At 44.8% G+C, this 25,169-nt stretch carries 23 protein-coding genes; 12 read left to right on the plus strand and 11 right to left on the minus strand.

The window, feature by feature from the left end:
- Positions 1 to 140 precede the first annotated feature (140 nt).
- On the minus strand, positions 141 to 2,201 hold the full coding sequence (locus ACVA53_RS02420) for a TonB-dependent hemoglobin/transferrin/lactoferrin family receptor (protein ID WP_446504429.1): 2,061 nt from the start codon (positions 2,199 to 2,201) through the stop codon (positions 141 to 143).
- A 288-nt stretch (positions 2,202 to 2,489) separates the two neighbouring features.
- Between ACVA53_RS02420 and rplY the strand changes: the two genes are divergently transcribed.
- Positions 2,490 to 2,768, plus strand: a complete 279-nt coding sequence (gene rplY, locus ACVA53_RS02425; RefSeq protein ID WP_255042728.1) for a 50S ribosomal protein L25 — start codon at positions 2,490 to 2,492, stop codon at positions 2,766 to 2,768.
- Positions 2,769 to 2,921: 153 nt separating this feature from the next.
- Here the strand turns inward: rplY and ACVA53_RS02430 are convergent, their stop codons facing one another.
- The 4 genes from ACVA53_RS02430 to ACVA53_RS02445 all read right to left on the minus strand — a co-directional run bounded on the left by ACVA53_RS02430 (position 2,922) and on the right by ACVA53_RS02445 (position 6,633).
- Entirely contained in the window at positions 2,922 to 4,148 is a 1,227-nt protein-coding gene (locus ACVA53_RS02430; protein ID WP_446504430.1) for an ABC transporter permease, read from the minus strand.
- Positions 4,145 to 4,846 carry an ABC transporter ATP-binding protein gene (locus ACVA53_RS02435; RefSeq protein ID WP_255042726.1) on the minus strand — a complete coding sequence of 234 codons (702 nt, stop codon included), beginning with the start codon at positions 4,844 to 4,846 and terminating at the stop codon, positions 4,145 to 4,147. Before ACVA53_RS02435 ends, ACVA53_RS02430 begins: the two co-directional genes overlap by 4 nt.
- Positions 4,846 to 6,252, minus strand: a complete 1,407-nt coding sequence (locus ACVA53_RS02440) for an efflux RND transporter periplasmic adaptor subunit (protein ID WP_446504431.1) — start codon at positions 6,250 to 6,252, stop codon at positions 4,846 to 4,848. Before ACVA53_RS02440 ends, ACVA53_RS02435 begins: the two co-directional genes overlap by 1 nt.
- A 126-nt stretch (positions 6,253 to 6,378) precedes the next feature.
- Positions 6,379 to 6,633 (minus strand): DUF1289 domain-containing protein, encoded by a 255-nt coding sequence (locus ACVA53_RS02445; protein ID WP_255042724.1) that lies wholly within the window; start codon positions 6,631 to 6,633, stop codon positions 6,379 to 6,381.
- Positions 6,634 to 6,897: 264 nt separating this feature from the next.
- Here ACVA53_RS02445 and ACVA53_RS02450 point away from each other — a divergent pair, with 264 nt between their 5' ends.
- Positions 6,898 to 7,209 (plus strand): hypothetical protein, encoded by a 312-nt coding sequence (locus ACVA53_RS02450; RefSeq protein ID WP_255042723.1) that lies wholly within the window; start codon positions 6,898 to 6,900, stop codon positions 7,207 to 7,209.
- A gap of 64 nt (positions 7,210 to 7,273) precedes the next feature.
- Here ACVA53_RS02450 and cobT read toward each other — a convergent pair whose 3' ends face one another.
- From cobT to ACVA53_RS02465, 3 genes are read right to left on the minus strand one after another with little or no spacing between them, the layout of a single operon-like run.
- The gene (gene cobT / locus ACVA53_RS02455) at positions 7,274 to 8,302 is read right to left on the minus strand and encodes a nicotinate-nucleotide--dimethylbenzimidazole phosphoribosyltransferase (RefSeq protein ID WP_255042722.1); all 1,029 of its coding nucleotides are present in this window, start codon (positions 8,300 to 8,302) and stop codon (positions 7,274 to 7,276) included.
- 22 nt (positions 8,303 to 8,324) lie between these two features.
- Positions 8,325 to 10,709: a DNA polymerase II gene (locus ACVA53_RS02460; RefSeq protein ID WP_446504432.1), complete on the minus strand. Its 2,385-nt coding sequence runs from the start codon at positions 10,707 to 10,709 to the stop codon at positions 8,325 to 8,327.
- A gap of 15 nt (positions 10,710 to 10,724) precedes the next feature.
- Positions 10,725 to 11,495 carry a nucleotidyltransferase domain-containing protein gene (locus ACVA53_RS02465; protein WP_255042719.1) on the minus strand — a complete coding sequence of 257 codons (771 nt, stop codon included), beginning with the start codon at positions 11,493 to 11,495 and terminating at the stop codon, positions 10,725 to 10,727.
- A 285-nt stretch (positions 11,496 to 11,780) separates the two neighbouring features.
- Between ACVA53_RS02465 and efpL the strand changes: the two genes are divergently transcribed.
- Positions 11,781 to 12,350 (plus strand): elongation factor P-like protein EfpL, encoded by a 570-nt coding sequence (gene efpL, locus ACVA53_RS02470; RefSeq protein WP_255042717.1) that lies wholly within the window; start codon positions 11,781 to 11,783, stop codon positions 12,348 to 12,350.
- Between the two features lie 160 nt (positions 12,351 to 12,510).
- Entirely contained in the window at positions 12,511 to 12,837 is a 327-nt protein-coding gene (locus ACVA53_RS02475; RefSeq protein WP_255042716.1) for an HI1450 family dsDNA-mimic protein, read from the plus strand.
- An 81-nt stretch (positions 12,838 to 12,918) separates the two neighbouring features.
- Here ACVA53_RS02475 and ACVA53_RS02480 read toward each other — a convergent pair whose 3' ends face one another.
- Positions 12,919 to 13,518 carry a GTP cyclohydrolase II gene (locus ACVA53_RS02480; protein ID WP_255042715.1) on the minus strand — a complete coding sequence of 200 codons (600 nt, stop codon included), beginning with the start codon at positions 13,516 to 13,518 and terminating at the stop codon, positions 12,919 to 12,921.
- A gap of 993 nt (positions 13,519 to 14,511) precedes the next feature.
- Here ACVA53_RS02480 and ACVA53_RS02485 point away from each other — a divergent pair.
- Positions 14,512 to 15,963 (plus strand): EAL domain-containing protein, encoded by a 1,452-nt coding sequence (locus ACVA53_RS02485; RefSeq protein ID WP_255042713.1) that lies wholly within the window; start codon positions 14,512 to 14,514, stop codon positions 15,961 to 15,963.
- Positions 15,964 to 16,148: 185 nt separating this feature from the next.
- On the plus strand, positions 16,149 to 17,054 hold the full coding sequence (locus tag ACVA53_RS02490; protein WP_255042712.1) for a manganese-dependent inorganic pyrophosphatase: 906 nt from the start codon (positions 16,149 to 16,151) through the stop codon (positions 17,052 to 17,054).
- A gap of 70 nt (positions 17,055 to 17,124) precedes the next feature.
- On the opposite strand, the gene ACVA53_RS02495 is transcribed toward ACVA53_RS02490, so the two are convergent.
- Positions 17,125 to 18,300 carry a patatin-like phospholipase family protein gene (locus ACVA53_RS02495; RefSeq protein WP_446504433.1) on the minus strand — a complete coding sequence of 392 codons (1,176 nt, stop codon included), beginning with the start codon at positions 18,298 to 18,300 and terminating at the stop codon, positions 17,125 to 17,127.
- A gap of 98 nt (positions 18,301 to 18,398) precedes the next feature.
- Positions 18,399 to 18,488, minus strand: a complete 90-nt coding sequence (gene cydH / locus ACVA53_RS02500; protein WP_373689558.1) for a cytochrome bd-I oxidase subunit CydH — start codon at positions 18,486 to 18,488, stop codon at positions 18,399 to 18,401.
- Between the two features lie 137 nt (positions 18,489 to 18,625).
- Between cydH and ACVA53_RS02505 the strand changes: the two genes are divergently transcribed.
- From ACVA53_RS02505 to panP, 6 genes are all read left to right on the plus strand, one after another.
- The gene (locus ACVA53_RS02505) at positions 18,626 to 19,219 is read left to right on the plus strand and encodes a porin family protein (RefSeq protein ID WP_255042709.1); all 594 of its coding nucleotides are present in this window, start codon (positions 18,626 to 18,628) and stop codon (positions 19,217 to 19,219) included.
- Between the two features lie 389 nt (positions 19,220 to 19,608).
- Positions 19,609 to 21,096 (plus strand): sodium-dependent transporter, encoded by a 1,488-nt coding sequence (locus ACVA53_RS02510; RefSeq protein ID WP_255042707.1) that lies wholly within the window; start codon positions 19,609 to 19,611, stop codon positions 21,094 to 21,096.
- A complete protein-coding gene (locus ACVA53_RS02515) occupies positions 21,093 to 21,197 on the plus strand; it encodes a MetS family NSS transporter small subunit (protein WP_255042706.1) in 105 nt (34 codons plus the stop codon). Before ACVA53_RS02510 ends, ACVA53_RS02515 begins: the two co-directional genes overlap by 4 nt.
- Positions 21,198 to 21,419: 222 nt before the next feature.
- Positions 21,420 to 21,935: a hypothetical protein gene (locus ACVA53_RS02520; RefSeq protein ID WP_255042704.1), complete on the plus strand. Its 516-nt coding sequence runs from the start codon at positions 21,420 to 21,422 to the stop codon at positions 21,933 to 21,935.
- Between the two features lie 158 nt (positions 21,936 to 22,093).
- Positions 22,094 to 23,092, plus strand: coding sequence for a DUF2860 domain-containing protein (locus tag ACVA53_RS02525; protein WP_255042702.1), 999 nt, complete (start codon positions 22,094 to 22,096; stop codon positions 23,090 to 23,092).
- Positions 23,093 to 23,167: 75 nt separating this feature from the next.
- Positions 23,168 to 24,829: a pyridoxal-dependent aspartate 1-decarboxylase PanP gene (panP, locus tag ACVA53_RS02530; protein WP_446504434.1), complete on the plus strand. Its 1,662-nt coding sequence runs from the start codon at positions 23,168 to 23,170 to the stop codon at positions 24,827 to 24,829.
- Positions 24,830 to 25,169 lie beyond the last annotated feature (340 nt).

Below are 25,169 nucleotides of genomic sequence, written 5' to 3' on the forward strand. Positions count from 1 at the left end.
GTTGCACTCTGTTATTGCGGAGGTACTGGAGCAGAGTCTTCTTGGTGGGCTTATTGCTAAACCGGAAAAGCCATCACTCAATATAACTAGCACTGAAGAGACAGGGCTAATGGTGATGGCTTAAACCGATCTTCGGTTAATTAGAAAGTATATTGCGCCGCTAGACGGAAAGAGCGGCCAGGCTGATAAACCGATGTCCAAGGTGTACGGTAATTTTTGTCGAATGCATTGTTCACAGCGAAATCAAGCTTTAAACCTTCTAATTGACTTGTCGGCTCCCAGCTGACATAAAAATCCACCAACTCGTAGCCCTTATATGGCCCCTGTGAATCACTGGCAGGTGTACGCTTCTGATCACTGGCAAATATAGCGCGGGTTCCGACCTTAGTATCAATATCCCAGAAGCCATACTCCGCCTGTGCAACCCACTTGTCAGCAGGGATATTGCTCAGCCACTCATTGGTATCGGTATTTTTACCCCGCGTTTGGCCATATGATAAGCCTAACAGCAAGCTTTGGTAGCGATAATCGGCAGCAATTTCATAACCTTCAAGCTCTGCATTATCAATATTTGACGACTTGCTGGTACCCGCACATCCTGCACCAGAGCCACTCATCATGACACACTGCATAATATCGCCAAATTCAGGGACAACAACTTCCAAATTGATGAAGTCTTCAACTTTGTTTCGAAAAGCAGCCGCAGTAATCGTTAGCTCATCATCACCCAACAGCTGTTCGAAATTAAACTCACCGCGAATTTCAATATTCTGAGATTTCTCTGGCTTTAGTTCTGCATTTGGAGTGAAGCTATTTGTGACCTCACCCATGCCAGGAATAACTTCCCCGAATGAGAAATGCGTACCATCCATGTACAACTCTGTGGTATTAGGCGCACGGAACGCTTCATCATAACGAATAGACCAAGCCATCCAAGGTTGGGCTTGCCAACGAGCACCAACAGAAGGTGACCACGCCGACTCGTCATTGTCATCAAAACCATCAGCTTCAGAAGTAAAGGTATCGTAGCGGATACCTGCATCCAACATCACCGTCTCGAATACGTTGTAATTAACATAACCAAACGCTCCAACCGTGGTAGTTTTAGAGCCATCAGGAGGGGTGGGACGACTATCATCCGTAGAGATACGCGTTGCATTCAACTTATCTTCATAACCATCTAAGCCTGTGAATATTTTAAAATCACCGGCAACAGACTCATTCGTGACCGAGAAGCCCGTTGTTTTGATCTTACTTATATCATCTCCAACGCGACCGCCTGCAGACTCTTCTATTTCTGTATCATTATGAAACAATGCCACTTCAAGTTTAATGAGTTCATTGGCCGGATTAAATCCGTAATCCAATGCGACGGACTGATCTGTGGTGCGTCGCTTAATTAGCAGGTCAGGATCATTTAGTTGCCCGCTTGAATCGCCAACAACTGGTGGACGGCCATCAAGATCGGCATAACGAAAGTTAATTCCCGCTTTGTGAGCTTCATTGATTTGCCAATTAAGTTTGGCTAAGCCTGTCTTGTTTGTCGCTTCACTGCCATAAAGCTTGGTACCATCTCCCTGCTCCATAATACCTGCATCTTGGTAGCTACCACCGATAAGCCAATCAATATTACCATTCTTGCTGGCTATTGCTGCGGTATTACTCCAAACATCCCCATTATCCTGGTACCCCACTCTCACACGTCCACCTAGACCATCATCATCGAGGATATCATCAGCAGTAAGAGTATTCTGAACGACAACACCACCAATTGCCCCGGAACCATAAAGGGAGCTGATCGGCCCTTTTACAACTTCGATATCACTGATAAGTGCCGGGTCAAGGAAATAAGAAGGACGGTGTCCATACTGAATATTCTGTCGTGTACCATCAATGATCTGAAGTACCTTGTTCCCCTGTAAACCTCGGATATTCACTGACTGGTTTCCAGGAACATTCGCACCAGCGACACTGACATTAGGTTCGTATTTCACAGCTTCAGCAACTGAATTGGGCTGGGCTTCATCTAATTGATCACGGTTAACGCGCTCAATAGAACGGGTTTTGTCCTGCTCCGTTTTCACCGCTCGTGATTCTGCCACTACAATTTCATCAAAAATAGATATGTCTTGCTGTGCATGCACAGCGGGAGAAAGTGCAACGACAACCGCGCTAGCAACCAATGTAAGCTTATTTTCCATAATCCCTGCTCAAAATAATTATCGATGTATCAACTAATTGGATACATTATACAAACACAAACGATAATGACTATTATTATTATTGTGATTTGTATCGATATTCTTAAAATTCAAATAAGCTTTCCAAGCAGGAAAAAAATACCAATCGGTTAAAATACAGATAAACAAACATAAACTGTGTTTTTATCCTTGCTGCATCGCAGTATCGCTGCTAATATTCGCGCTCGTTTTTACGACATTGAGTAAGGTCGCATTACTCAGTGAATTTAATTTAAAAGAGTATTTAATATGAAATTTGAAGCAGTAGTACGTACTGACCTAGGTAAAGGTGCGAGCCGCCGCCTACGTCACGCAGGTAAATTCCCAGCAATCGTTTACGGTGGCGAAGCAGCTCCTGTATCTATCGAGTTGAACCACGACGAAGTGATCAACCAAATGGACAAGCCTGAGTTCTACGAAGGTCTAGTTCTAGTGATCGATGGTCAAGAAGTTGCTGTTAAGCCTCAAGACATCCAGCGTCACGCGTACAAGCCAAAAGTTGAGCACATGGACTTCAAACGCGCTTAATAGCCGTTGATTCATACTCAATAAAAAAAGCGCCCTAGGGCGCTTTTTTTTGTATCTGTCACATCTCAGCCAGGTTCGATAGCAATAGCCGATAATATCAACCTAGATTGGTATCAAACACGGCTACACTGCATGGCTAATTTTTCATGCCCTTTATTCATGCCTCAAGGCTTCAATGGGATCTAATTGGGACGCTTTAAAGGCCGGATAGAACCCGAACCCTACCCCAATCATGGCTGTTGCGGTAATGCTCACCAAAATGATCATTGGCGATACTACCATTTTCCAACCCAAGCCAAACTGAAGCGCGACGACAGCCAATAACGACAATGCAATTCCAATAAAGGCCCCTAACAAGCAAAGCACTACGCTCTCAATTAAAAACTGAGTCAAAATATGCTTGGGCTTAGCACCAACCGCCATGCGTAGGCCAATCTCTCGGGTACGTTCAGTCACACTCACCAACATAATGTTCATCACACCGATTCCACCCACTAACAAAGATACGGCAGCAACCCCAGATAACAACAAAGAAAACACTTTATTGGCTTCAGCGCGGGTCTGCAGCATGGCTGTTAAGTTCATGATGGTAAAAGGGCTCGTCAAGTGAGAAGCAACACGGTGTTTTTGCAATAGAAGACGCTCTACCTCTTCGGACACCATGTCCATATCTTTTTCATTCTCGACCGATAACGTGATTCGACTCACCCGATCGGCACTGTTATCATTACGGCCAATGACTCTTCTATTCGCTGTCGTCAACGGTAGGATGATCAAATCATCTTGATCTTGCCCACGAATATCTTGGCCTTTCTCTTCCAATATACCAATTATCCGAAGCGGTACCTTGTTGATACGAATCACTTCATCCATTGCATAATCAGCATGGTCAAATAATTCCTTGGCGACGGTTTGTCCGATCAATGCCACCTTCGCATTACGGCGAAGATCTTCGTCGGTAAAAGCTCGACCTTGCGCGACATTCCAGTTACTGGCAATCAAGTAGTCGGCATTGGTGCCTTGGATTGAGGTATTCCAGTTCTGGTTGCCAAACACCACCTGCGCCTGACCTTGAACATTGGCCCCCGCCGCCAGTATTTCAGGAATTTCAGCCTTAATTTGACTAACATCAGACATAGAAAGCCGATTTGTGGCGCCGGCAGCCGACGAGGCACCACCAGAGCGTATTGCGCCCGATCTCACCATCAACAGGTTGGTACCGTGGCTTTCAATTTGCTTTTCAACCTCACGCTGTGCACCTTCGCCAAGAGCAAACATGATAACGACAGCGCTGATACCAATAATAATTCCCAATGTCGTCAGGATAGAGCGAAGTAAATGCGTCCTCAACGAGGTCAGTGCGGTTATCAAGGTCGTCATGCTATCGCCTCCAGGCGGGTTTGCTGGTCCTTCACCAACTTTCCGTCTTTAATATGCAAGATTCGATTGGCCTGAGCAGCGACTTCATGATCATGAGTGATGATAACGATTGTCTGCCCTTTGCGATTAAGCGCTTTGAATAACTCGACAATATCTTCACTGGTTTTACTATCAAGCGCGCCTGTTGGTTCATCGGCCAATAAAATATCCGGTTGATTTACCATTGCCCTAGCAATCGCGACTCGCTGTTGCTGACCTCCCGATAGCTGATTGGGGTGCGAATCTAGCTTGTCTCCCAAGCCCACCAAGGTAAGACAATGCTTGGCTCTCTCATCAGCATCACCCACCTTGTCATCTCGATACATTAAGGGCATTTTGACGTTATCTAAAGCGCTGGTTCGGGACAGCAAATTAAACTGCTGGAAAACAAACCCAATATGATTCTGCCTTATCTCAGCTAGTTGTTCCTTCTTCATAGCCGGAGTTGGTTTTCCCAGTATTTCGATTTCACCTTGCTCCGGTGTCATCAAGCAACCAATCACATTCATCAGCGTTGACTTACCCGATCCAGAAGGTCCGATAATAGCGACCATCTCACCCTTATCGATTTGGAAACTGATTCGATCAAGCACCTGAAACCGCTCTTCCCCTATAGGAAAGCTATGGCTCAGCTCTCGGCATACAATAGCGGTATCCATTAGCGGTTATCCCTCACTTGAGTCACGATTTTCATATCAGAAATATCCGGGCTCAACACTGAAGAGAAACTATCATCACTCACCCCAAACTGGGCTTGGATCACCTCCACCTCGCCATTGTTGAGCACCAAGAGAGGAGCAACCTTGACCTCACCATTGCGGATTCGTCGTTGCAGCTCACGTTGTTCATTCGTCAGTACTGAAGACAAGACTTTCTGCAGTTGCTGGCGTTGCTGCCTCACCGCCGTATTCGAAGGACTTCCTTGCCCTGACGGTGTGGATGGTAAGGCCTGCCTTAAAGCCTGCTTTTGCTCTTCCGTCAGATTAAGGTGCTCAAAACGAGATACAATGTCGCCTCTTGCTCCTTTTTGTTGCCCGCTGGAAGCAAACCGGTTGGCAGCTCTTACCGCGGCATTGCTGACCCTTTGCGCATTGCGGATACTATCAATAGATATATCCAAATTCGCGGTCATACCTGGTAGCAAGCTGTTATCCGCATTGCGGGCCGACACAATAACGATATAACTGATCACACCGTTATTGGTTTGCGGGGCTTTTCTAATTTGACTGACTTGACCGTTGAATTGGCGTTCGGGGTAGGCATCGACAGAAAATCGTACATCTTGCTCAAGTTTAACCAGACCAATGTCAGACTCGTCTATGTATGCCTCTATCTCCATTTCGGAGAGATCTTTTGCCAACGTAAATAGCTCTGGTGTGTTGTAGCTTGATGCAACAGTCTGCCCGGCTTCCACGGTTCGGTTGATCACGAACCCAGAGATGGGAGCGACAATTTTCGTTCTATCAAGGTCAATTTGCGCTTGCTGCAAACTTGCTTCATTTGCCGCGTGAGTCGCTTGAAAGATCGCTAGTTGGGAAATATTTTGCTCCCAGTCCAATTTGCTCATCTGGGAGTTTGTCTCTATCACATCGAGTGCATCTTCAGAAATACTCTTGTTCTTATACAAAGTACGTGATCTCGCCAGCTCTCGCACTGAACGCTGGTAATTCAATTTAGCGCGTTCTATCACTAACTTCTGTGCAGCTATATCCGCTTGGCTTTTATCTCGCAGCGCTTGAGCCTGAGCAACCTTTGCAGCAAAGTACTCGGGATCTATCTCCGCCAGCAATTGACCTTCTTCAACAGGATCGTTGAAATCAACATGGATATTAATGATCTGCCCCGATAGCTGAGCACCAACAACCACATCATTAACAGCAGTCAATGATCCCGTAGCACTGACGCGATTACTCACGTTACCAAAAGTGACTTGCTCGGTACGAAAAGTCTGGGGAGAGGGGTTGGCCGAACTGAAACTATGTGGGGCTAATGTATAAAAAGATATCGTACCAACTGCCGCCAACGCGACAATAGATAAGGCAATGTTAGAGCGCTTAGTTTTCATATAGAAAGGCCTCAATATTGTATTCTATTGAAAACCTTAACAAGTGCATGTGAATAGGAAAATTGGATTTACAGTGATTTACCCACTGTTGTTCATTAGAAACATTTGTATAACAGAGAAATACGGCTAGAAAAGTTCTTGTTGAGGAGAGTGGCTATTGTCTGAATCGGCTTGACGGTCTTGCTGTGCTTTCGCTCTCATCACTCTCTGGTAACGCTGCTTACATAACCTAACGACATTTCGCTTCTGTTCATTGGTGAACTGCTGCCAATGAAATCGCTCATCCCGACTACGGAAACAACCTTTGCAATAACCACGGTTATTAGCCTGGCACACCCCGACACATGGGCTGGGAATAGTAAAAAAATCGAGTTGTTCCATTCCTTTCCCCATAACGAATAGCGAGTGACCTACTAATGATAATAATCCCTTCTGGCATATTTCCCAAATTATACCAACCTACATAAATATCATATGAATCAGGATAGAAAGTGAAATTTATCACCAAAAGTGAATGGCCATTCATAGCCTTGTACTTTTGTTAATTATTTTGCTAGTCTTTTATCGTTATCAGGAGCGATAACATCATCTAAATCGCAGTCGCATGTTCTTTTCCAATGACTGCCGTTCAACCAGGAGGGAACCATGGATTTCTTTGTACCATCGGCATCTAGCCCGCAGCAAGCAGAAGCAGTATTCAACTCAATCGCTAACCATGTATCTGCCCCCGAGCAAAACAAACGTATTTACAAGCTTGTATGGCAACATGAAGGGGCTGAATGTACGTGCGAAATCGGCAAGCCGCTTCCTGATGTATTCAGAACCGAAGAAACTGTACTGGCTATTTTCGAGTGTGATGGAGTGTATAAAATTTGCACCCCTAACCGTGGCGCTATCAAATTTGACCCTATCCACGCCATGAAGTCTTCTGTATCCAATGTCGAGTACTTCAGTTGATCGCGATGATCTTTTTGCAAAGCAATAAAAAACCGCATTTTGATGCGGTTTTTTTGTTTCCGTTTTAAACCGTGACGCCGGCTTCTGCAAAACTCGCCATATTATTATAAAACTCTGCAGCAGCTCGAAGCAGTGGAACGGCTAGTACCGCACCGGTCCCCTCACCTAATCTCAAGGATAGATCCAGCAACGGCTCGGCATCCAGCTGTTCAAGTGCAATTTGATGACCCGACTCATGGGATTGGTGAGCGAAAATCAAATAATCACGGCAGGACGGATCTATTTTCGTCGCCAGTAATGCAGCAACTGTCACAATAAAACCATCAACGAGTACCGGAGTTTTCTGCTTGGCCGCGGCAAGGAAACCACCCACCATCTGTACGATTTCAAACCCTCCGAGCTCGGCAAGCAATGTTTTCGGGTCGGTGGAACCGCAACGTGCTACACCTTGACTCACCAAACGCTTTTTCTTCTCCAATTGCTCCGAAGACACACCCGTGCCAAGACCAACGCAACGTTCTGCAGACTCACCAGTAAATGCAGCAAGCAGCGCTGACGCACTACTGGTATTACCTATCCCCATTTCTCCAAACATGATCAGGTTGCAACCTTGGTCGATCACACCGTCTACCACCTCTTGGCCCCAAACCAACCCTTGGTGCACTTGTTGTACTGTCATGGCCGGTTCAATGGCTAAATTACCCGTCCGTTCACCAAGGCGTTGCTTAACCAACTGCGGAGATTCCTGCTCTACCGGTACCAAAATACCGCAATCAATCACTTTTATCGCCACATCATTAGCACGGCAGAAACAATTAATCGCAGCACCTCCGGCCAAGAAGTTAAGGACCATCTGTTGGGTAACGGCACTCGGTGCGATACTCACCCCTTCTTCAGCAATACCGTGATCACCGGCAAACACCAAAACAGTTGGCTGATCCAGAGAAATATTGTCTATCGCTTGGGCTTTGCCTTGGCTCTGGATAAGTGCTAACTGATAAGCCACTTTTTCCAACTGGCCCAGCGCCCCAAGAGGTTTAGTTTTTTGATCTATACGCCCTTGGATCTCGGAACTAAAACGGGTATCAAACATTTACTCTATCCTTAGTTTAAATTTAAAATAACCCTAACTGCGGAGCGGTAATATCATCAAAGTGTTTACCGATGAAAGGCAAAATACCATCAGCTACTGGTCTTAGCTGCTTATCAATATAATGCTCGTAATCAATCGGGCTTTGCTGGGCTTCTTTTGGTTCTGGGCCGTTAATGGTGATCACATACTCAATCCAACCGCCGTTTTGATATTGCAGTGATCGACCTTGACGTTGATTCACCTCATCAGCCATTCTTGCCGCTCTGACATGTGGCGGTACATTTTTTTGGTACTCAGATAGGTTACGGCGTAACCGCTTGCGGTAAACCAATACATCATCGTACTTTCCGGATCGGGTATCTTCCACGTACTGCCTGACGTACTCTTCCACTTCCTCATCGTGAAATACTTGATGGTATAAGGTTTGCTGGAAAGTCTGTGCCAAACGTGTCCAGTCGGTACGCACTGTCTCTAACCCTTTGTAAACCATTTCCTCATGCCCATTACTGATCACCAAGCCGGCATAACGTTTTTTACTGCCCGTTTCCTGCCCACGGATCGTCGGCATCAAGAATTTGTGATAGTGGGTTTCGTACTCCAGCTCCAGCGCAGACTCAACGGCATACTCGTCTTGTAAGTGTTTAGTCCACCACTGATTAATATACGCCACCAGCTGACAGCCGATTTCATCGGCTTTTTCCGCTGAATGAGCATGTTTGAGTGACACAAAAGTCGAGTCGGTATCACCATAGATCACCTCATACCCTTTACCTTCAATCAGCTCTCGAGTGGTTTTCATGATCTCATGCCCGCGCATTGTGATCGATGAGGCCAAACGATGATCAAAGAAACGGCAACCAGAGGATCCCAGCACACCGTAAAAAGAGTTCATGATGATTTTAATCGCTTGTGAAAAAGCCTTTTCCCCATCACGTTTGGCTTGATCCCTTGCCGCCCATAATGATTCGATCATCTTAGGCAAGAAGTGTTTGGCCCGATGGAAGCGCCCTCCCCGAAATCCGGCAATGGCTTGATTGTCTTCTTTCCCTTCTTCGAGCAATAAGCCTTCAATCAACCCGAGCGGATCGATACGAAAGGTGCGGATGATAGAAGGGTAAAGCGATTTGAAATCCAGCACCAATACCGATTCATACAAACCGGGTTTGGAGTCCATGACATAGCCACCAGGGCTGGCAATCCAGTTTTCGCTATCCAAACTTGGAGCCACATAACCCGCTCGGTGTAGCTGAGGTAAATATAGATTGGTAAACGCCGCTACCGAGCCGCCAATCCGATCAAGCTCCACACCGGTCAAACGGCTTCTCTCGATAGCGAAGTCAAGCAAGTGAGTATGATCGAAAATGCGCGAAACCAACTTGCAATCTTGCAGGTTGTATTTTGCCAGCGAGACTTTGTCCTCACGGAACATCTGGTTGATTTCGGCCATTCGATCATGGACATTGTGTATCGCCTTACCCTCTCCCAGTAACTCTCGCGAAACTGACTCCAAAGACCAGGAGCGGAAGTTGTAGGTAGCGGTCTTCAGAGTATCAATGCCGTCTAAGACCACACGGCCAGGAATGGAAATAAAGCCTTGGTTAGGATTCTGAGTTGACTGTCGCCAATGAGGCGGCTGCTTTCCCCTGCCCATGCGTAAAGTAATCGCATTCCATTCCGCCCGTTTAAGCAGCAAGCGAAAATCAAAGTCAATGACGTTCCAGCCGATAACAATGTCAGGATCGAACGCTAGAAACCATGCTTCCAAGGCGAGTAACAACGCTTTTTCTGAGTCTACCCACTGGATCCAGTCGTGTGCATCCTTATCGCAAGATGCCTCCCCGACCATAATAACCCGGCTGTCTTTATCGCTATGTAAACCAACCGAATACAGAACACCTTTTTCCGAGCACTCTATATCCAGCGACACAACCGATAATTGGGGCTTATATTCCGCAGATTTAGCTTTAACCTGATGGAACTCATCAAAGCCCGTCTTGATCGTATGCTTACCAGAAAAAGCAATGCCACCACAAATAAAACGTTCCATCAAATAGCGGTCAGCTAAACGAATATCAGACTCAAATGCTTCGATCCCAACCGCACGTAAGATCTGGGGTAGTTGAAGGCTGTCTTTTATCGAATGGCAGTAACATGCTGCCATGTCTTCATGCTGAAAGTTCTTCAGTGCTAATGGCTTCCACTCAGCGCGTATTCCCGCTTTATGAAGTTCGCCTTGGGCCACCACTTGATCTTGCTGGCGAATAAAGCACACCGGTTTAGCGTTATTGATCACCAGCCTGGCTGGCCCATTGTCGGTGCTAACCCAAAGCACAATCTCTGTTTGACCACGAACATCGCGGCCTTGCCTTGTTAGTACAAAGCCTTTTGACTGAGTTTGCAAAAACACCTCGTTAGTATGGTATTAACCAATTTTACGTTCAATCTTATCAAATTCAGTCACTATCCACTGGCCGAAGTCATTAATCATAAACAATACGGCTTTTTTAGGGACTTGCTGACCTGAGATCAACATAAAAAGGCGATCAATTGCCAATTTGTGCTGAGGGTAATAACTCAGAAATTGCTGAGCGGCTTGCTCTATCGACAACGCTAATTTACCAGAGCGATGAAAGACCAAGGTATAACACGACCAAATCATTTTTTTTGCCACATCACGGCACAAAGATAAGTAATGGGAAACAACTCTTGTAGCCATAATATTACGACGGTAATCGTTAAGCTGTATCGGTAAGTCATCATTCATCGACTTACCAATGTCCCAGCTTGGCTCAAAGCAACCAAATCGACTTGAGAGGTCATCACCACACACACATACGCAACAATGCTTCAGCCAGAAGCCCCATTTAAAGATCGCTGCAATATCAAGCACCTCATGTTTTACCAATAACGTCATATTAACAGCGACAATTTGTGGACATTGGCTCTCTATCCGACTGACAATGCTATTAAGTATTGCTTGCGCTGACGCCGTCAGCGGGTTGGTTGTCACTAAGGTGACATTTAAATCAGATTGCCCAGGAACTGCTTCCAGCCTAGCAACGCTCCCCGCAATATAGATGCTATGAAGAACAGGTATGCTGCGTTTGAGCTGATGAACCAGCTCATCAACAATCTGATCAAACATAGGTTGAAATGTGGATGGACAACCCAAAGCAGGTAAAGCTCGTGCCACTGATATTCCTCTAAATTACTGCTAGCTTCGTAACTATTTCAGTAACTATATCAAATCACGGTCCATCAATATCTAACCCAACGCCAACTGAATAATAAACGTACAAATGTGATGGGTAACTATCAGTATCTCGATGCTAAGCCTATGCCTTTTGAACGATTTATAGCAAAATTCAACGTCCACTCGACACATCCTTAAGAAGTTAGCCCTTCGGTTCACGAAATAGTTGGTGTTCAGGCTTAACCGTGGTAATTTTCGGTTTTTACCAACAGAAAGATATATCCCATGCCAAGAGCTAGTGAAATAAAGAAAGGTTTTGTCATTGTAACCGGCGGTAAAACGCTGTTAGTCAAAGATATTGAAGTTACAACACCTGGCGGCCGTGGCGGTACAAAAATCTACAAAATGCGTTGTACCGACCTAGCGACAGGGCACCGTGTTGACGAACGCCTAAAGGCTGATGATGTGGTAGATACTGTTGAGATGAGTAAGCACCCAGTCGCTTATTCATACGCCGAAGGTGAAAACATCATCTTCATGGATACAGAGAACTACGATCAGTACACCTTCAACGCTGAAGATATTGCTGATGAAATGCTATTCATCAATGAAGATACCCAAGGTATTCTTGTCATTCTGGTCAATGAAAAAGCAGCAGGCCTCGAACTACCTTCATCCGTTGAATTGGTTATCGAAGAGACCGACCCTTCAATTAAAGGTGCGTCAGCATCAGCTCGTACTAAGCCAGCACGCTTTGCAACTGGCCTATCAGTACAAGTACCTGAATACATCTCTACAGGTGAAAAGGTTAAGGTCAACGTTCAAGAACGTAAGTTCATGGGTCGCGCAGACTAAACAATAGTTAGACTATTACCAAAGGGGAAGCCCAACGAGCGCTTCCCTTTTTTGTTGTTAAGGGGAACGCCCAAGCTTGGTGGCCTATAAGGTCGAAACTTGCACCTGCATATTGCTTGGGTATACTGCCATTTCAATTAACCAATGACAGATAGAGTTCATGGACACACCAAACCTAATTTCTTATGACGACGTTATCGATGCCGCTTATGACATCTTCCTGGAGATGGCTTCTGATAACCTAGAGCCTGCCGACGTATTGCTTTTCACGATGCAATTTGACGAGCGCGGTGCTGCTGAACTAGTTGAAACTAAAGATGACTGGGCTGAGCACGTTGGCTTTGACGTTGATAAAGAAGTGTATGCCGAAGTGCGCGTTGGTCTGGTTAATGAAGAAAATGATGAGCTAGACGATGTTTTCGCTCGCCTTCTTGTGAGCCGTGATCCTGACAACAAATTCTGCCACGTTTTGTGGAAGCGTGACTAAGCCAGAACCCCATAGAAATACAACAAAGGCGGAGCCATCTTCATGGCTCCGCCTTTTTATTTGTCTTCCGGGTAGCAGGTATTAATCAAAGTGGAAGCGGTGTTTACCGTGTGCTGCTTTGGTTTTTAGATAGTTTTCGTTACCATCTTTGACGTGCGCTTTAGTACCCACCACTTCTGAAATCACAATACCCAGAGCTTCAAGTTCACGGATCTTTTTCGGATTATTGGTGATCAGACGAATTTCTTTCAAACCCAACGCCGTCAGCATATAAGCGGCTTCAGAAAATTCTCGAAGATCATCGCTAAATCCAAGGTGATTATTTGCTTCGTAGGTGTTCATGCCCTGACTTTGTAATTCATAAGCATCAATCTTGTTGTAAAGACCGATCCCGCGTCCTTCTTGACGCAGATACAATAGGACACCACCCTGCTCACCCATTTTTTCGATGGTTTCATCTAACTGCTCACCACAGTCACAACGCGATGAATGAAAAACATCCCCCGTCAAGCATTCAGAATGCATGCGTACAAGTGGTGGTATAGAACGCTGATCGGCATTTTGGAAAATCACAGCAACATGCTCTTTGCCTGACTCTAACCCGTTAAATGAAAGCAGCTCAGCAGGAATATTACTTCTTTGACCGACTTTAAAAGGCACACGGGCCCTTACTTTAACCATGTTGTTCCTAAGTACTTCTACAGACAAATCAGCAGCGGCAATCAGATCGATACAAAGCCTCACGGTTAAGGCTACAGGCTTGCTGTTTGACTAACTATTCTTTACACAACACCCAGCAATTGAATACTCTACAGTACGACTATCGCTAAGGCGTTACTCTTTAACTCGGGTTGATCACTCGGGTTGTTATACCCAAGCAACTTCAAGGTATTTGGTTTAATGAAGTCACTTGGGTATAAACCGTAATGATATCTAAAATTATTGCACTAAAACAGCGTAAAGGCATAGGTTGCTGGTAATCAGAACAATAGCACCCCGGATTATTATGTTATAACATAACACCAACAAGGAAAAAACCATAAGTTATCTATGGTTTAATTGGCATTGACTCGATAATAGTCTTTCGATTTTCGACTTTGAAATACACACGCAGACATCAATGTAACGCACACGACCGCCGCCATTATCATCGACATTCGTAACCAATCATCCCCCATGATCAAACGGATCGTGATCATGCTATAAGTAACTTGTAGCCACTTCAACGCAACTAGACCTAAGCTTATGGACATCACGTAGGGAACCCATCGGTGGCGAATAAGCAGTACCAAAGGGAAGGCTATTAACAATAGGCATGGTAGCCATGAGCCATAGCGTAAAAAATGTGCAGCTAGTAACCAAAAACTCACAACGACAGGGAGCATTCTTAATATCATTTAACCACCTCCATAAAGAAGCATCATATATACACCTTTATGGTGTTGATTTAAAGATGTATTGTTAATCAATACGTTGGAGATAACTATCAATGTACCTTTTTAGATAGTTGCTTTTTTTTGCAGTTATTCAATGCTCCCCTCTGTTATATACCATAAAGTTATGTTTCAATAGCGCCCTTTTTGAACAACTCGCACCCTATTGATGAACATGACTCTTTGGTTACGTTGGCGATCCCCAATCCTAGTATTTTTACTGGGTGCGACTGCTATTGCTATGTCTTCACAACCAATTAGCCATTACTTGTTCAAAAGTGAAGTCGAAAAGCGGCTCGAAAACATTCATATATTCTACCAAGAACGATTCATGGATGTTGGGCGTGAATTACAAGAGCTCATAACTGAGCTTAACTTTACCTGTACTCAGCAGGACATTTCCTTATTACGTGAGACTATTGAGCAATCAACTGGCATCCAACTGCTAGAGCTACAGACCGCAACAGGCCATTGCTCTGTTTATGGAGATAAAGTTCCGCTCATTAAAGATTTTGATCACAAGGACAGTAGCGTTCTCGGGCATGATACTGTCGACTTTAGTTATAACGTTGCCCCTTATCATAACCACCGCCTTAAGATTCACTACCGCCTTGCCGAAGCGAGCTTGATCTTAATTACCGAACCGGTGCAGCATGTATTCACACAAAGTGAAGTGTGCAAGAACTGTACAGCAATGACCTTGAGTCGAGATGGCGAGGAAATTCAGGTTTATCCTATGCTGGAGGCTAAGCAATATTTCCACATTGCAAGAAAAGCTTTTGGCCCCAACTACGCGTTCAATGTCTATGCAACAGCGAATGGGATCAGCTATGTGACAAACAGTGATCAATTTATCACTCAGCTATTACTGTTTTTTATGCTGTTATCTGGCTGCTTGCTGATTGGGTTATACCGTACACCTGAGCGAACGCTAAAAGAAATGATCACGCATGGCTTACTAAAAAAAGAGTTTATCCCTTTTTATCAGCCGATCATTGATACCCGATCAGGAAAGATGACCGGCTGCGAGGTGTTGATCCGCTGGCAACGACCTGATGGAGAGCTCATTTCACCGAATCAATTTATCCCTATTGCAGAGCACAATGGGCAAATCAAGCAGTTGACGGTTTACCTGCTTGAACTCATCATTGACCAATTTCAAGACGAGCTCATTGCCGAATCCGATTTTTGTGTCAGCATGAATGTTACGCCACAGCAACTGGAAGATGACGAATTCCTTGCCACAACGATCAACTTACTCACACAAAGGAAAATCCCAGCTCATCGGTTGGCGTTTGAAGTGACAGAGCGGATCCCGTTCAAAAACTTGGCAAAAGCCCGGTCAATTATTCAGCAGCTGAGTAATTTTGGTATCTCAATCAAACTCGATGATGCAGGTACCGGCTATGGCGGTTTTAGCTACCTGCAAAACCTGCCTATCGATACATTGAAAATCGATAAAATGTTTATCGACACGATTGGTACCAATGACTTGAAGTCTAATATTCTTGACTCCATTATCCTTTTTGCCAAACACGCTGGGCTAAAAGTAATCGCTGAAGGTGTCGAGACGGCGGATCAGGTTGAATACCTGCATCAGCGGGATATCCACCTGATGCAAGGTTTCCATTTTGCCAAACCGATGCCATTCAACGAATTTCACCAGTATTTACAACAAGATCTAAGGGTTTGAGCTTGCTATTTTAGCTGCGATATTAACCAACCAAGAATTTTTTGCGCAACTTCAATTGTTATTTTTCCCAGAAACTCTAAAATTGCCCGATTACATTCCTAAAGCACCTGTCGTATAACAGGCTCAGGATAAATTAATTAGTCTTACTGCTTACAAGCAGTGATTGACGCAGTAAAGGAAACGACATGATTCAAGTAGTTGGTCACAAAAACCCTGATAGCGATAGCATCTGTTCAGCACTTGTTGGTGCTGCTCTTCTTAAAGCTCGTGGCGTTGAAGCTAAAGCTGTTCGTCAAGGTGAAATCAACCGTGAAACTCAGCATATCCTAACGACAGCTGGTGTTGATCAACCTGAAATGTGTACGGGTGTCGCTGGCGAGAAAGTTTGGCTAGTTGATTACTCTGATCTAGCACAAGCACCGGATGACATCGCAGATGCTGAAATCGTAGGTATTGTTGACCACCACCGCCTAGGTGATGTGATGACGGTTAACCCACTTGAAGCATGGATCTGGCCAGTTGGTTGTACATGTACCATCATGTTCAACCTATTCAAGATGGAAAACGTAGAAATCACTCGCGAACTAGCGACCCTGATGATGTCTGCCATCCTAAGCGATACTGTGGGTTTTGCTTCTCCAACGTGCACTCAAAAAGACAAAGATGCGGTGGCTGAGCTTGCTCCACTAGCTGGTGTTGTAGATCTAGACCTGTTCATCAAAGAGCTTCTGATCGCTAAAACTGACATCCAGGGCCTATCTGCTGCTGAGCTAGTAGAAAAAGACCTTAAAGCATACCCATTCAAAGAGCGTAATGTTGTTGTTGGTCAAATCGAACTTGCAACTCTTGAGCAAGTTAACGACATGATTACTGAGCTTGAAGCTGATCTTCAGCGTCGTTGTGACGAAGAAGGCCTAGCAATGGCCGCTCTGATGCTGACTGACATCACAACTAGCACAACGCGCCTACTTTACAAAGGTGAGTGGAACGAAGTGCTAGATACACATGCTAAAGATGGCATGCTGATGATGGAAAACACGCTAAGCCGTAAGAAACAAGGCTGGCCTTGGCTGCAGAACGTACTTGCTTAATCGCTGGTACTTCTTGCTAATGAAAAAAGGAACGCTACGGCGTTCCTTTTTTGTACTTGAACAACACCGTTTATCGCCTTAATGCCGAGGTCTCATTTAATATATCGGCAAAATGAGACACAAATTCACGCCCTACTAACTTACCTTCACGATAATCTATCTCCAAATCATCCTTACTGCTTAGCAAAGCTCGGCTCTTCAAACTTTTTTCTGGCGAAATTTGGATAATTTGCAGTCCTTCAGGTGGAGAGAGCATAAATTCATGTGCCCCCTGATAGGTGGTATAGTAGCGATTAAGCATATCGATCACCTCGAGCCGTTTATTATTACCTGTCAGTGCGAGAAATCGCTCTATGTTATCAGCCGAGAGTAAGCTCCAGCTTTTACCTTTACCTGAAGATGCTGCTCCAGGCTCTTTATCACGCCAATTCAGCTTCCAGCTTTCGAACTTGGTTGTCAGCTCTCCGTGCAAAGCTTTTACCTTATCCAAAGACTCATTCAAACTCAGCCTATCAATATAATCAGGAAGCGCGATTTCCACCTTACCGCGCCAATCATCAAAGCGGCTGCTCTCATCTTGAGGCAATAACACAGGTTCCGTTCTCACCACAATCACTAAGTCAGCACCACGCTGCCAAGCTTCCTTCACAGGCACAGCAGCACTGACGCCACCGTCAACCCATTCCAAGTCGTCGAAGTTAACTGGTTGATTATAAATCACCGGTATTGCACATGAAGCCCGTAATACATCGCACCAGTTATCCTCGTACATGGGTATATAAATATCTTGCAAAGTATCTTTACGGGTAGCACAGGCAAACGCATGTCGATGACGCAGCACCTGCCTTGCAGCAGTCACATCTAACGGTAATGAACCATGAGCCCGTACAGCTTCCAAAGCCCAATCGAGGTTCATCGGTTTCTGTTGGCTAAGATACTTATATAAGTTGAAAAATTCATTGTCAGTGGTGTAGTTAACAATGAAATCATAACCGAAACGAGGTTGACGGCTAATATATGACGATAAGTTCAGCGCACCAGCAGACGTGCCGATGTAAAGCTCGAATGGATCGAAGCCTCTTTCTAGAAAAGCATCAAATACCCCGGCCGTAAAAATGCCACGTTGCCCTCCTCCCTGCACAACTAACGCGATTTTTTTCTTTTTCGCATTGAGTAACTGATGTGAAAAGCTGTTAATTAAAGGTAAATCGAATGCCTTTAAACTAAACGGTAAATGATTTGTCATGCCCCGACCCACGTACTACAGGAATCTTGTAAAGCAGTATACCGTCCCTAGCTAGATAAAAACTTAACCTGTTCTATATTTATCTAATTATTAATAGCTTACGCAGTAACTGATACTATACCAAAGCCAATTATAACAGTCATGATGCTTATGGCAATCAACACAGCGAGTTTCAATTCGAAGTCCATAAATTTCGCTCCCTTAGAAAAAATTAACAAACCGTTAACTCTATTTTAGGGAGAGTTCAAGATTCTGGCTAATGAAAAAGCAATAATTTAAGAAAGCTGTCACACTTAAATTTATGTTTGCGCTATTGGATAATGGTATGAAAACAAGACATTTATTATTAATCTTTGCCGGTATGTTAATGGCATCGCATACGGTAGCTGCCAATACCATCTATGTGACACCATACATTGGCTACACTTTTTCCAGCTCAATCAAGGATGATAACGGGGTTAACATTGAGCCCGAAAACGATCCTCATTACGCAATCTCCATAGAAACAGACTTAGACAAGGGGCGTGTGGGTTTATTTGTCAGTCACCAGCCGACTGACTATGAAACCTTTTCAAATTCCGGTTCATTCACTTATGTACATTTTCAGAGCTCTCTGCGTTTTGATACCTTTGAGCGTTTTGATACTTTCGTGGGCGCGAGCATAGGCACAACTATTATCGATGCCGACTGGAGTGACCAAGATCTTGTTTTCTCTGGTGGCTTCTTGGGTGGAGTGGAATACAAATTCACGCCACACTTCTCATTACTATTAGAAGGACGTTGGCTTGCTAACCTCATGGAAAGTGATACCACAACCGTCTGCAACCTCCCGGAGGGTAACCAAACCTGTAATATAAAGGTCAATTCCGAGTGGCTAACCCAATTCCAAACAAACCTTGGCTTTACCTATGCGTTCTGAGTTCTAGGCCAATTTACTGACGACACACCAGTGAATTGAAGCACTGGTGTGCGAATTAGCTGCAAATTAACCAATTTGCAGATTTAATCAACGGGTTTGTAAAATAATATTTCCAACCACGTATTTTCTCTGCCGCTAGTTTTTCCTACCAACATGAAGCCGACCACAGCGTTCTTCACTAGAAAAGAAGGCAAAACCAAAAATTAACATCTACCGCGCCGTTCCTTTACAACCCTACGCTCTATTGCTTTACATATTTACTCTAGTTAATCTCGTTCAATCAGCGTGGTCTTACCTTTCAATTATCACGCTAAGTATTGATATTAATTGGAATAATTCTCTGACTAATCCTATCTAGATAGTGATTTGCAGTACATAAGGAGATGTATATGAAACGTGAACAATGGGGCTCACGCGCTGGATTTATCCTAGCGGCAGTAGGCTCTGCAATCGGGCTAGGAAACATCTGGCGTTTCCCTTATATGGCTTACGAAAATGGTGGTGGCGCCTTTTTTATCCCTTACCTTTTTGCCATGCTCACCGCCGGTATCCCTTTTATGATTATGGAGTTCAGCCTTGGTCATAAACTGCGTGGGGCTGCACCAAGAGCCTTTTCCAAACTCGGCCTAAAATTTGAGTGGCTAGGTTGGTTCCAGGTATTTATCGCGGCCATTATCGCCGTTTACTACGTAGCGATTATTGGTTGGGCGATTTCTTATCTGAGTTATTCATTCACCCAAAGCTGGGGTACCGATACTAATGCCTTCTTCTTTGGTGAATATCTGAAACTAGGCGACAACAGTCCAAGTCAATTGGGTAGCCTGCAAAGCCATATTGCAATTCCGATGGCGATTGCTTGGGCGATCACTTTTACTGCGATATTTACTGGTGTCAAAGGTGGTATTGAGCGCGCAAGCAAGATCATGATGCCTTTGCTGTTTATCATGGTCGTTGCGTTGATTGGCCGCGTTGCATTCCTTCCAGGTGCTCTAGATGGACTAAATTACCTATTCCAGCCAGACTTCAGTAAGATTTTGGATGCCAAGGTATGGTCTGCGGCATATGGTCAGATCTTCTTCACCCTGAGTGTCGGTTTCGCCATCATGATTGCTTACTCTAGCTACCTGCCAGAGAAGTCTGATATCAACAACAACGCCTTTATGACTGTGCTCATCAACTGTGGTTTCTCTATCACTGCGGGTGTATTGATCTTCGGTGTATTGGGCTATATGGCGCAAGAGCAAGCCAAACCTATTACTGAAGTGGTGTCGGCTGGTGTTGGCTTAGCATTTGTCACCATCCCGGCAGCAATTAACTTACTACCTGCACCGTATATTCTAGGTCCACTGTTCTTCTTAGCTTTGGTTGTGGCAGGTTTGAGCTCGCACATTTCAATTATCGAAGCGGTTACCTCAGCTGTCATCGATAAGTTGAAAATCACCCGTAAGCTAGCAGCCTCTTTGGTATGTGGTATCGGCTTTGTTGTTTCGATGGCTTTTGCCACCAATGGCGGCCTACTGCTCCTTGATTTGGTTGACTACTTCATTAACAACGTTGCACTTCTGGCTAGCTGCCTTGTTGAGCTTGTCGTCATTGCATGGTTGCTGAAAGTATCTGACATCCGCAACTACGTAAATAGCATCTCTGAATTCAGCATCGGTAAGTGGTTTGAAATCTGTATCCGCTTCCTAAGCCCGGCAATGCTGGCTGTCATTCTGGGTACCAACCTCGTTAATACATTCAACGATGGTTATGGCGGCTATGCAACCTCAGATCTTCTGATGTTGGGTTGGGGCCTAGTTGCAGCAATGTTTGTTGTTGCCGTTATTATCAATGTTTCATCGAAACCACAGCCACAGCAGGAGGCCAAACTATGACAACGGGCGCAATTATTATGATGCTTTTCGGCTTGGGCATTACATGGGGCGGCGCAGCATACTGCATTTCCGTCGCGATGAATAAGCAGAGCAGAGATTAAGCTTTCGCTAAACGTTTAAACAAGGAGGCTATCGCCTCCTTGTTTTTTTGCTTCTAATTATGTTAACAATGATCCATTCTGATAAAGAATTCTTTTCCTTATGGCAATCAGGTAGCTACAATCGGAGGATTCAGGAGATAGCGGCAGATAACAAACAGTAGAACAATACGGCCGCCTATAGCTTTCATTGCCCAATGAAAGACAAAACATCAAGGAACAGAAATGAAGTTAGCAGCACTTATACTCTCAACAGCACTTATGCCTTCCATCGCATTTGCTTCTTCGACAAGTTGCGAAAGTAAAAAATACCACCAGTATATTGATGCCTCTCTCAGCTGGTATGAAAGCCTAGTTACGTTAGCGGTTGATAAAGAACCAGACCTCAAAGAGGTTGGCCAGTGGTTCCTTGAAGGGCGTAAGCATCACTTTGAATTGAATCGCGATGCCTTTGATTGGTATCTCGCCAACGACAAGGACAAACTAGCCCTTTCTCTTCCAGTTGAGTCATGGTTAAACCTAACCCAACAAGATGTGAAAGCCTTATCAGAAGAACAAAACTCTGATTTGGGCAAAGCGGCTAAGTTGGCCTTCGATGACAGACAAAGCAAGCCGCATCCGAAAAACTATGCCTTGCGAAGTGCTTTTGCCGAATTACTCACACACCCGGGTAATATAGAAAAACCACTTAATGCCTATAACGAAAAGATGACGGCGCTTACTGAAATGGAGTGTCAGTAAACGTAGTGCCTTAGGCCCAATAAATATTGTATATTAATTGGGCAATATCATGTTTTTTCAATTGCATAGCTTTATAGATTCATACATGCTTAACGGTTTTTTGCTACGGTCAACCCACCCTTTTTGCAATGAATCCCTTTAATTAGGAAGGATCCTATATGACAAACCGGCACGCTAACGCGTTATTTTTTCTCATACCGGCAGTTTGCATATCCAGCTATGCGCACGCTAACCAACCACAGCGATGGTCTGCAGGTTTAAACGCTGACATATCACTTTTGACGGGGTATTCGGAAAGCCGCTCTCCATTTAACACTGATGACAGTACCATCGGGGATTATGGTAAGGCAGATAAAGAGAGTAGCTTTCTTGTTGCTCCACTCGGGACCATTAGCTATACCAACCAAACACTAGACAAACAAATTTACTTTGGTACCAGTCGCTCTGACTTGGCGTTTGGCCGCTTCCATGTAGAATTGGGCTATAAACACAAGCTCGATGGCAACGGGACATTAGTTTTTAGCTATGTGCCAGGCTTACTAACGAGTGAAACGTGGCAAGACCCTTACCTACTAGACCAAGCTAGAGCGAAAACAGATAGTAAAATCAAAGGGCTACGTTTCCAATACAATCAAATCCTCGGCAGTAATTTCTCGTTAGAACTTTCTGGAGGTAATCAGGATCTTGATAAAGAAACCAGCGGCTCAAGCCAAGCCACTCTGTCTGATGCGCAAAAGCAATCCCTCGACCGTCAATCCGACATTTACTATGCCCAACTAAGCCATTCTATGCCAATTAGCCGAGCGCAATTTTTGCGCTCAGCTATCAGTTATACCCGTAACGATGCGCAAGGCGACGCAATGGCAAGTGACAGCTTCGGTGCAGAGCTTAGTGTGGTTCAGCGCGTCAACAAAGCCAGCTTTGCTCTAACATTCAGCTACGACTACATTGCCTTTGATGAACAAAATCCAATTTTTGAGCGTACACAACAAGATGACAAGTGGGGGGTCTTCCTTGCATCACAATATGATGAACCAATGGGCTGGAAAAGCTGGAATTTAGTCTCACTAATAGGCTATAACCAAAGTAATTCAAACATCAGCTTTTATGATGAAGAAAGCTTACTTTTCACCGTAGGTATGAACTACCGGTTTTAATTTTTTTCGACAGCGACGGAAAATTGCATTAAATTAGCTGCAATTTGCCGAAATAGTTACAAGTTATTAATCGTTATGGCAGTAGTGGATCACAAAAAAGCCGATGCAACCCAAGAGTCGTTGCATCGCATTTTTACAGTGCCGGAAGCACCCGAATCGACCTTAGGTCGGATCGAAAAAGAGATTTCAGAAAACCTAAATGTGTTTTTACAAACGCATATAGCTGCCCGCGAAAAACCCCTGGCAGAAATCGAAAAAGACTTCTCGTCTGCAGATATACCAGAGCACCCGAGCTTTGTGTCTGATCATACCCATTTTCTATTGGACAAGCTGGTGGCCCAATCTGTGCATACCTCTGCACCGACATTTATCGGCCATATGACCTCGGCCCTGCCCTATTTCTTGATGCCGTTGTCCAAGATTATGATCGGCCTGAACCAGAACTTGGTGAAAATCGAGACCTCTAAGGCATTTACGCCATTGGAGCGGCAGGTACTGGGGATGCTTCACAACTTGATTTACCATGAGGATGACGCTTTTTATCAGCAGTGGATGCACAGCGCTAACCACTCTCTGGGCGCCTTTTGTTCCGGTGGTACTATCGCCAACATCACTGCCCTCTGGGTTGCTAGAAACAGTGCGTTAAAGCCTGATGGTGAGTTCAAAGGGGTAGCACAAGAAGGTCTATTCAAAGCAATGAAGCACTATGGCTATGAAGATCTTGTCGTGCTGGTTTCGGAGCGAGGCCACTACTCACTTAAAAAATCCGCCGATGTACTAGGTCTTGGCAGAGACTGCCTGATCCCGATCAAGACCGATAGCCACAACCGGGTATGTGTTGACCAAATGCGCGCCAAGCTTGATGAGCTTAAGCAGCAAAACATCAAACCTTTTGCAATTGTCGGTGTCGCTGGTACAACGGAAACAGGTAATATCGACCCGCTTGAGGCTCTGGCTGATCTGGCACAGGAATATGGCTGTCATTTTCATGTCGATGCCGCATGGGGTGGCGCAACTCTGATGTCCAATACGTACCGATCACTGCTAAAGGGGATCGAACGTGCGGACTCAGTGACCATAGATGCTCACAAGCAACTGTATGTCCCTATGGGCGCGGGGATGGTCATCTTTAAAAACCCGGCCTTAATGACAGCGATTGAGCATCATGCCGAATACATCTTGCGTAAGGGCTCTAAAGACTTAGGTAGCCATACACTGGAAGGCTCAAGAAGCGGGATGGCGATGCTACTGTATGCCAGCCTCAATATCATCAGTCGGCCGGGCTATGAAATGCTGATCAATACCAGTATTGAAAAAGCCCAGTACTTTGCCTCGCTGATCGCTCAACACCCTGACTTTGAGCTGATTTCCGAGCCTGAATTATGCCTGCTAACCTACCGGTATGCCCCTGCTCGTACTCAAGAAGCGCTACGACTTGCCGATCCCGAGCAACGTGAAGAGCTACTGGCGGCCCTTGATGATATGACCAAGTTCATCCAGAAACGTCAACGTGAATCGGGTAAGTCGTTTGTATCTCGTACCCGTATCACGCCAGAAGCGTGGGATCGCAGGCTTACAACCGTCTTTCGCGTTGTGCTGGCTAACCCGCTAACAACAGAGCAAATACTGAAAGACGTACTGGAAGAGCAAAAAGACATCGCGAAGCAGAGCTTGATCAGTTTCCCTAAAATCAACACGCTAACCGAAAGTATTCTCAACCAGCAAGTCACACTCTAAATTAGCATGCAGCACTCTTGCTAACGAAGAAAAGCCTGACTGAAGTCAGGCTTTTTTTCTGCTGAACTAAAGGAAATTGATTTCATACTTATTCATAACTCGCGCAAAAAACAGACAATCACCAGCAAGAACAATAACCAAAGCAATTAGCTGCTCGATAAACCACCGCCCAACCGCTCAAGTAACAAGCAAACAGTCATTCTAACAAGCAAGCTCCCCCTCTGTAGCACATTGAGAAATCAACAGTTAACCCTCCACCCCGCAACCAAAAATTAACTTTCAATCATTTAACACAAAGTAAAGTGCCAGAGTTTCATTTTCGAGACTCTTTTTGCTATTA

This window comes from Photobacterium sp. DNB23_23_1 (assembly GCF_052873815.1).

Excerpts from the sequence above, each read along its gene's own strand:
- ACVA53_RS02420 (WP_446504429.1), bottom strand. The coding sequence starts at position 2,201 with ATGGAAAATAAGCTTACATTGGTTGCTAGCGCGGTTGTCGTTGCACTT.
- rplY (WP_255042728.1), top strand. The coding sequence starts at position 2,490 with ATGAAATTTGAAGCAGTAGTACGTACTGACCTAGGTAAAGGTGCGAGC.
- ACVA53_RS02430 (WP_446504430.1), bottom strand. The coding sequence starts at position 4,148 with ATGACGACCTTGATAACCGCACTGACCTCGTTGAGGACGCATTTACTT.
- ACVA53_RS02435 (WP_255042726.1), bottom strand. The coding sequence starts at position 4,846 with ATGGATACCGCTATTGTATGCCGAGAGCTGAGCCATAGCTTTCCTATA.
- ACVA53_RS02440 (WP_446504431.1), bottom strand. The coding sequence starts at position 6,252 with ATGAAAACTAAGCGCTCTAACATTGCCTTATCTATTGTCGCGTTGGCG.
- ACVA53_RS02445 (WP_255042724.1), bottom strand. The coding sequence starts at position 6,633 with ATGGAACAACTCGATTTTTTTACTATTCCCAGCCCATGTGTCGGGGTG.
- ACVA53_RS02450 (WP_255042723.1), top strand. The coding sequence starts at position 6,898 with ATGGATTTCTTTGTACCATCGGCATCTAGCCCGCAGCAAGCAGAAGCA.
- cobT (WP_255042722.1), bottom strand. The coding sequence starts at position 8,302 with ATGTTTGATACCCGTTTTAGTTCCGAGATCCAAGGGCGTATAGATCAA.
- efpL (WP_255042717.1), top strand. The coding sequence starts at position 11,781 with ATGCCAAGAGCTAGTGAAATAAAGAAAGGTTTTGTCATTGTAACCGGC.
- ACVA53_RS02475 (WP_255042716.1), top strand. The coding sequence starts at position 12,511 with ATGGACACACCAAACCTAATTTCTTATGACGACGTTATCGATGCCGCT.
- ACVA53_RS02480 (WP_255042715.1), bottom strand. The coding sequence starts at position 13,518 with ATGGTTAAAGTAAGGGCCCGTGTGCCTTTTAAAGTCGGTCAAAGAAGT.
- ACVA53_RS02485 (WP_255042713.1), top strand. The coding sequence starts at position 14,512 with ATGTCTTCACAACCAATTAGCCATTACTTGTTCAAAAGTGAAGTCGAA.
- ACVA53_RS02490 (WP_255042712.1), top strand. The coding sequence starts at position 16,149 with ATGATTCAAGTAGTTGGTCACAAAAACCCTGATAGCGATAGCATCTGT.
- ACVA53_RS02495 (WP_446504433.1), bottom strand. The coding sequence starts at position 18,300 with ATGACAAATCATTTACCGTTTAGTTTAAAGGCATTCGATTTACCTTTA.
- cydH (WP_373689558.1), bottom strand. The coding sequence starts at position 18,488 with ATGGACTTCGAATTGAAACTCGCTGTGTTGATTGCCATAAGCATCATG.
- ACVA53_RS02505 (WP_255042709.1), top strand. The coding sequence starts at position 18,626 with ATGAAAACAAGACATTTATTATTAATCTTTGCCGGTATGTTAATGGCA.
- ACVA53_RS02510 (WP_255042707.1), top strand. The coding sequence starts at position 19,609 with ATGAAACGTGAACAATGGGGCTCACGCGCTGGATTTATCCTAGCGGCA.
- ACVA53_RS02515 (WP_255042706.1), top strand. The coding sequence starts at position 21,093 with ATGACAACGGGCGCAATTATTATGATGCTTTTCGGCTTGGGCATTACA.
- ACVA53_RS02520 (WP_255042704.1), top strand. The coding sequence starts at position 21,420 with ATGAAGTTAGCAGCACTTATACTCTCAACAGCACTTATGCCTTCCATC.
- ACVA53_RS02525 (WP_255042702.1), top strand. The coding sequence starts at position 22,094 with ATGACAAACCGGCACGCTAACGCGTTATTTTTTCTCATACCGGCAGTT.
- panP (WP_446504434.1), top strand. The coding sequence starts at position 23,168 with ATGGCAGTAGTGGATCACAAAAAAGCCGATGCAACCCAAGAGTCGTTG.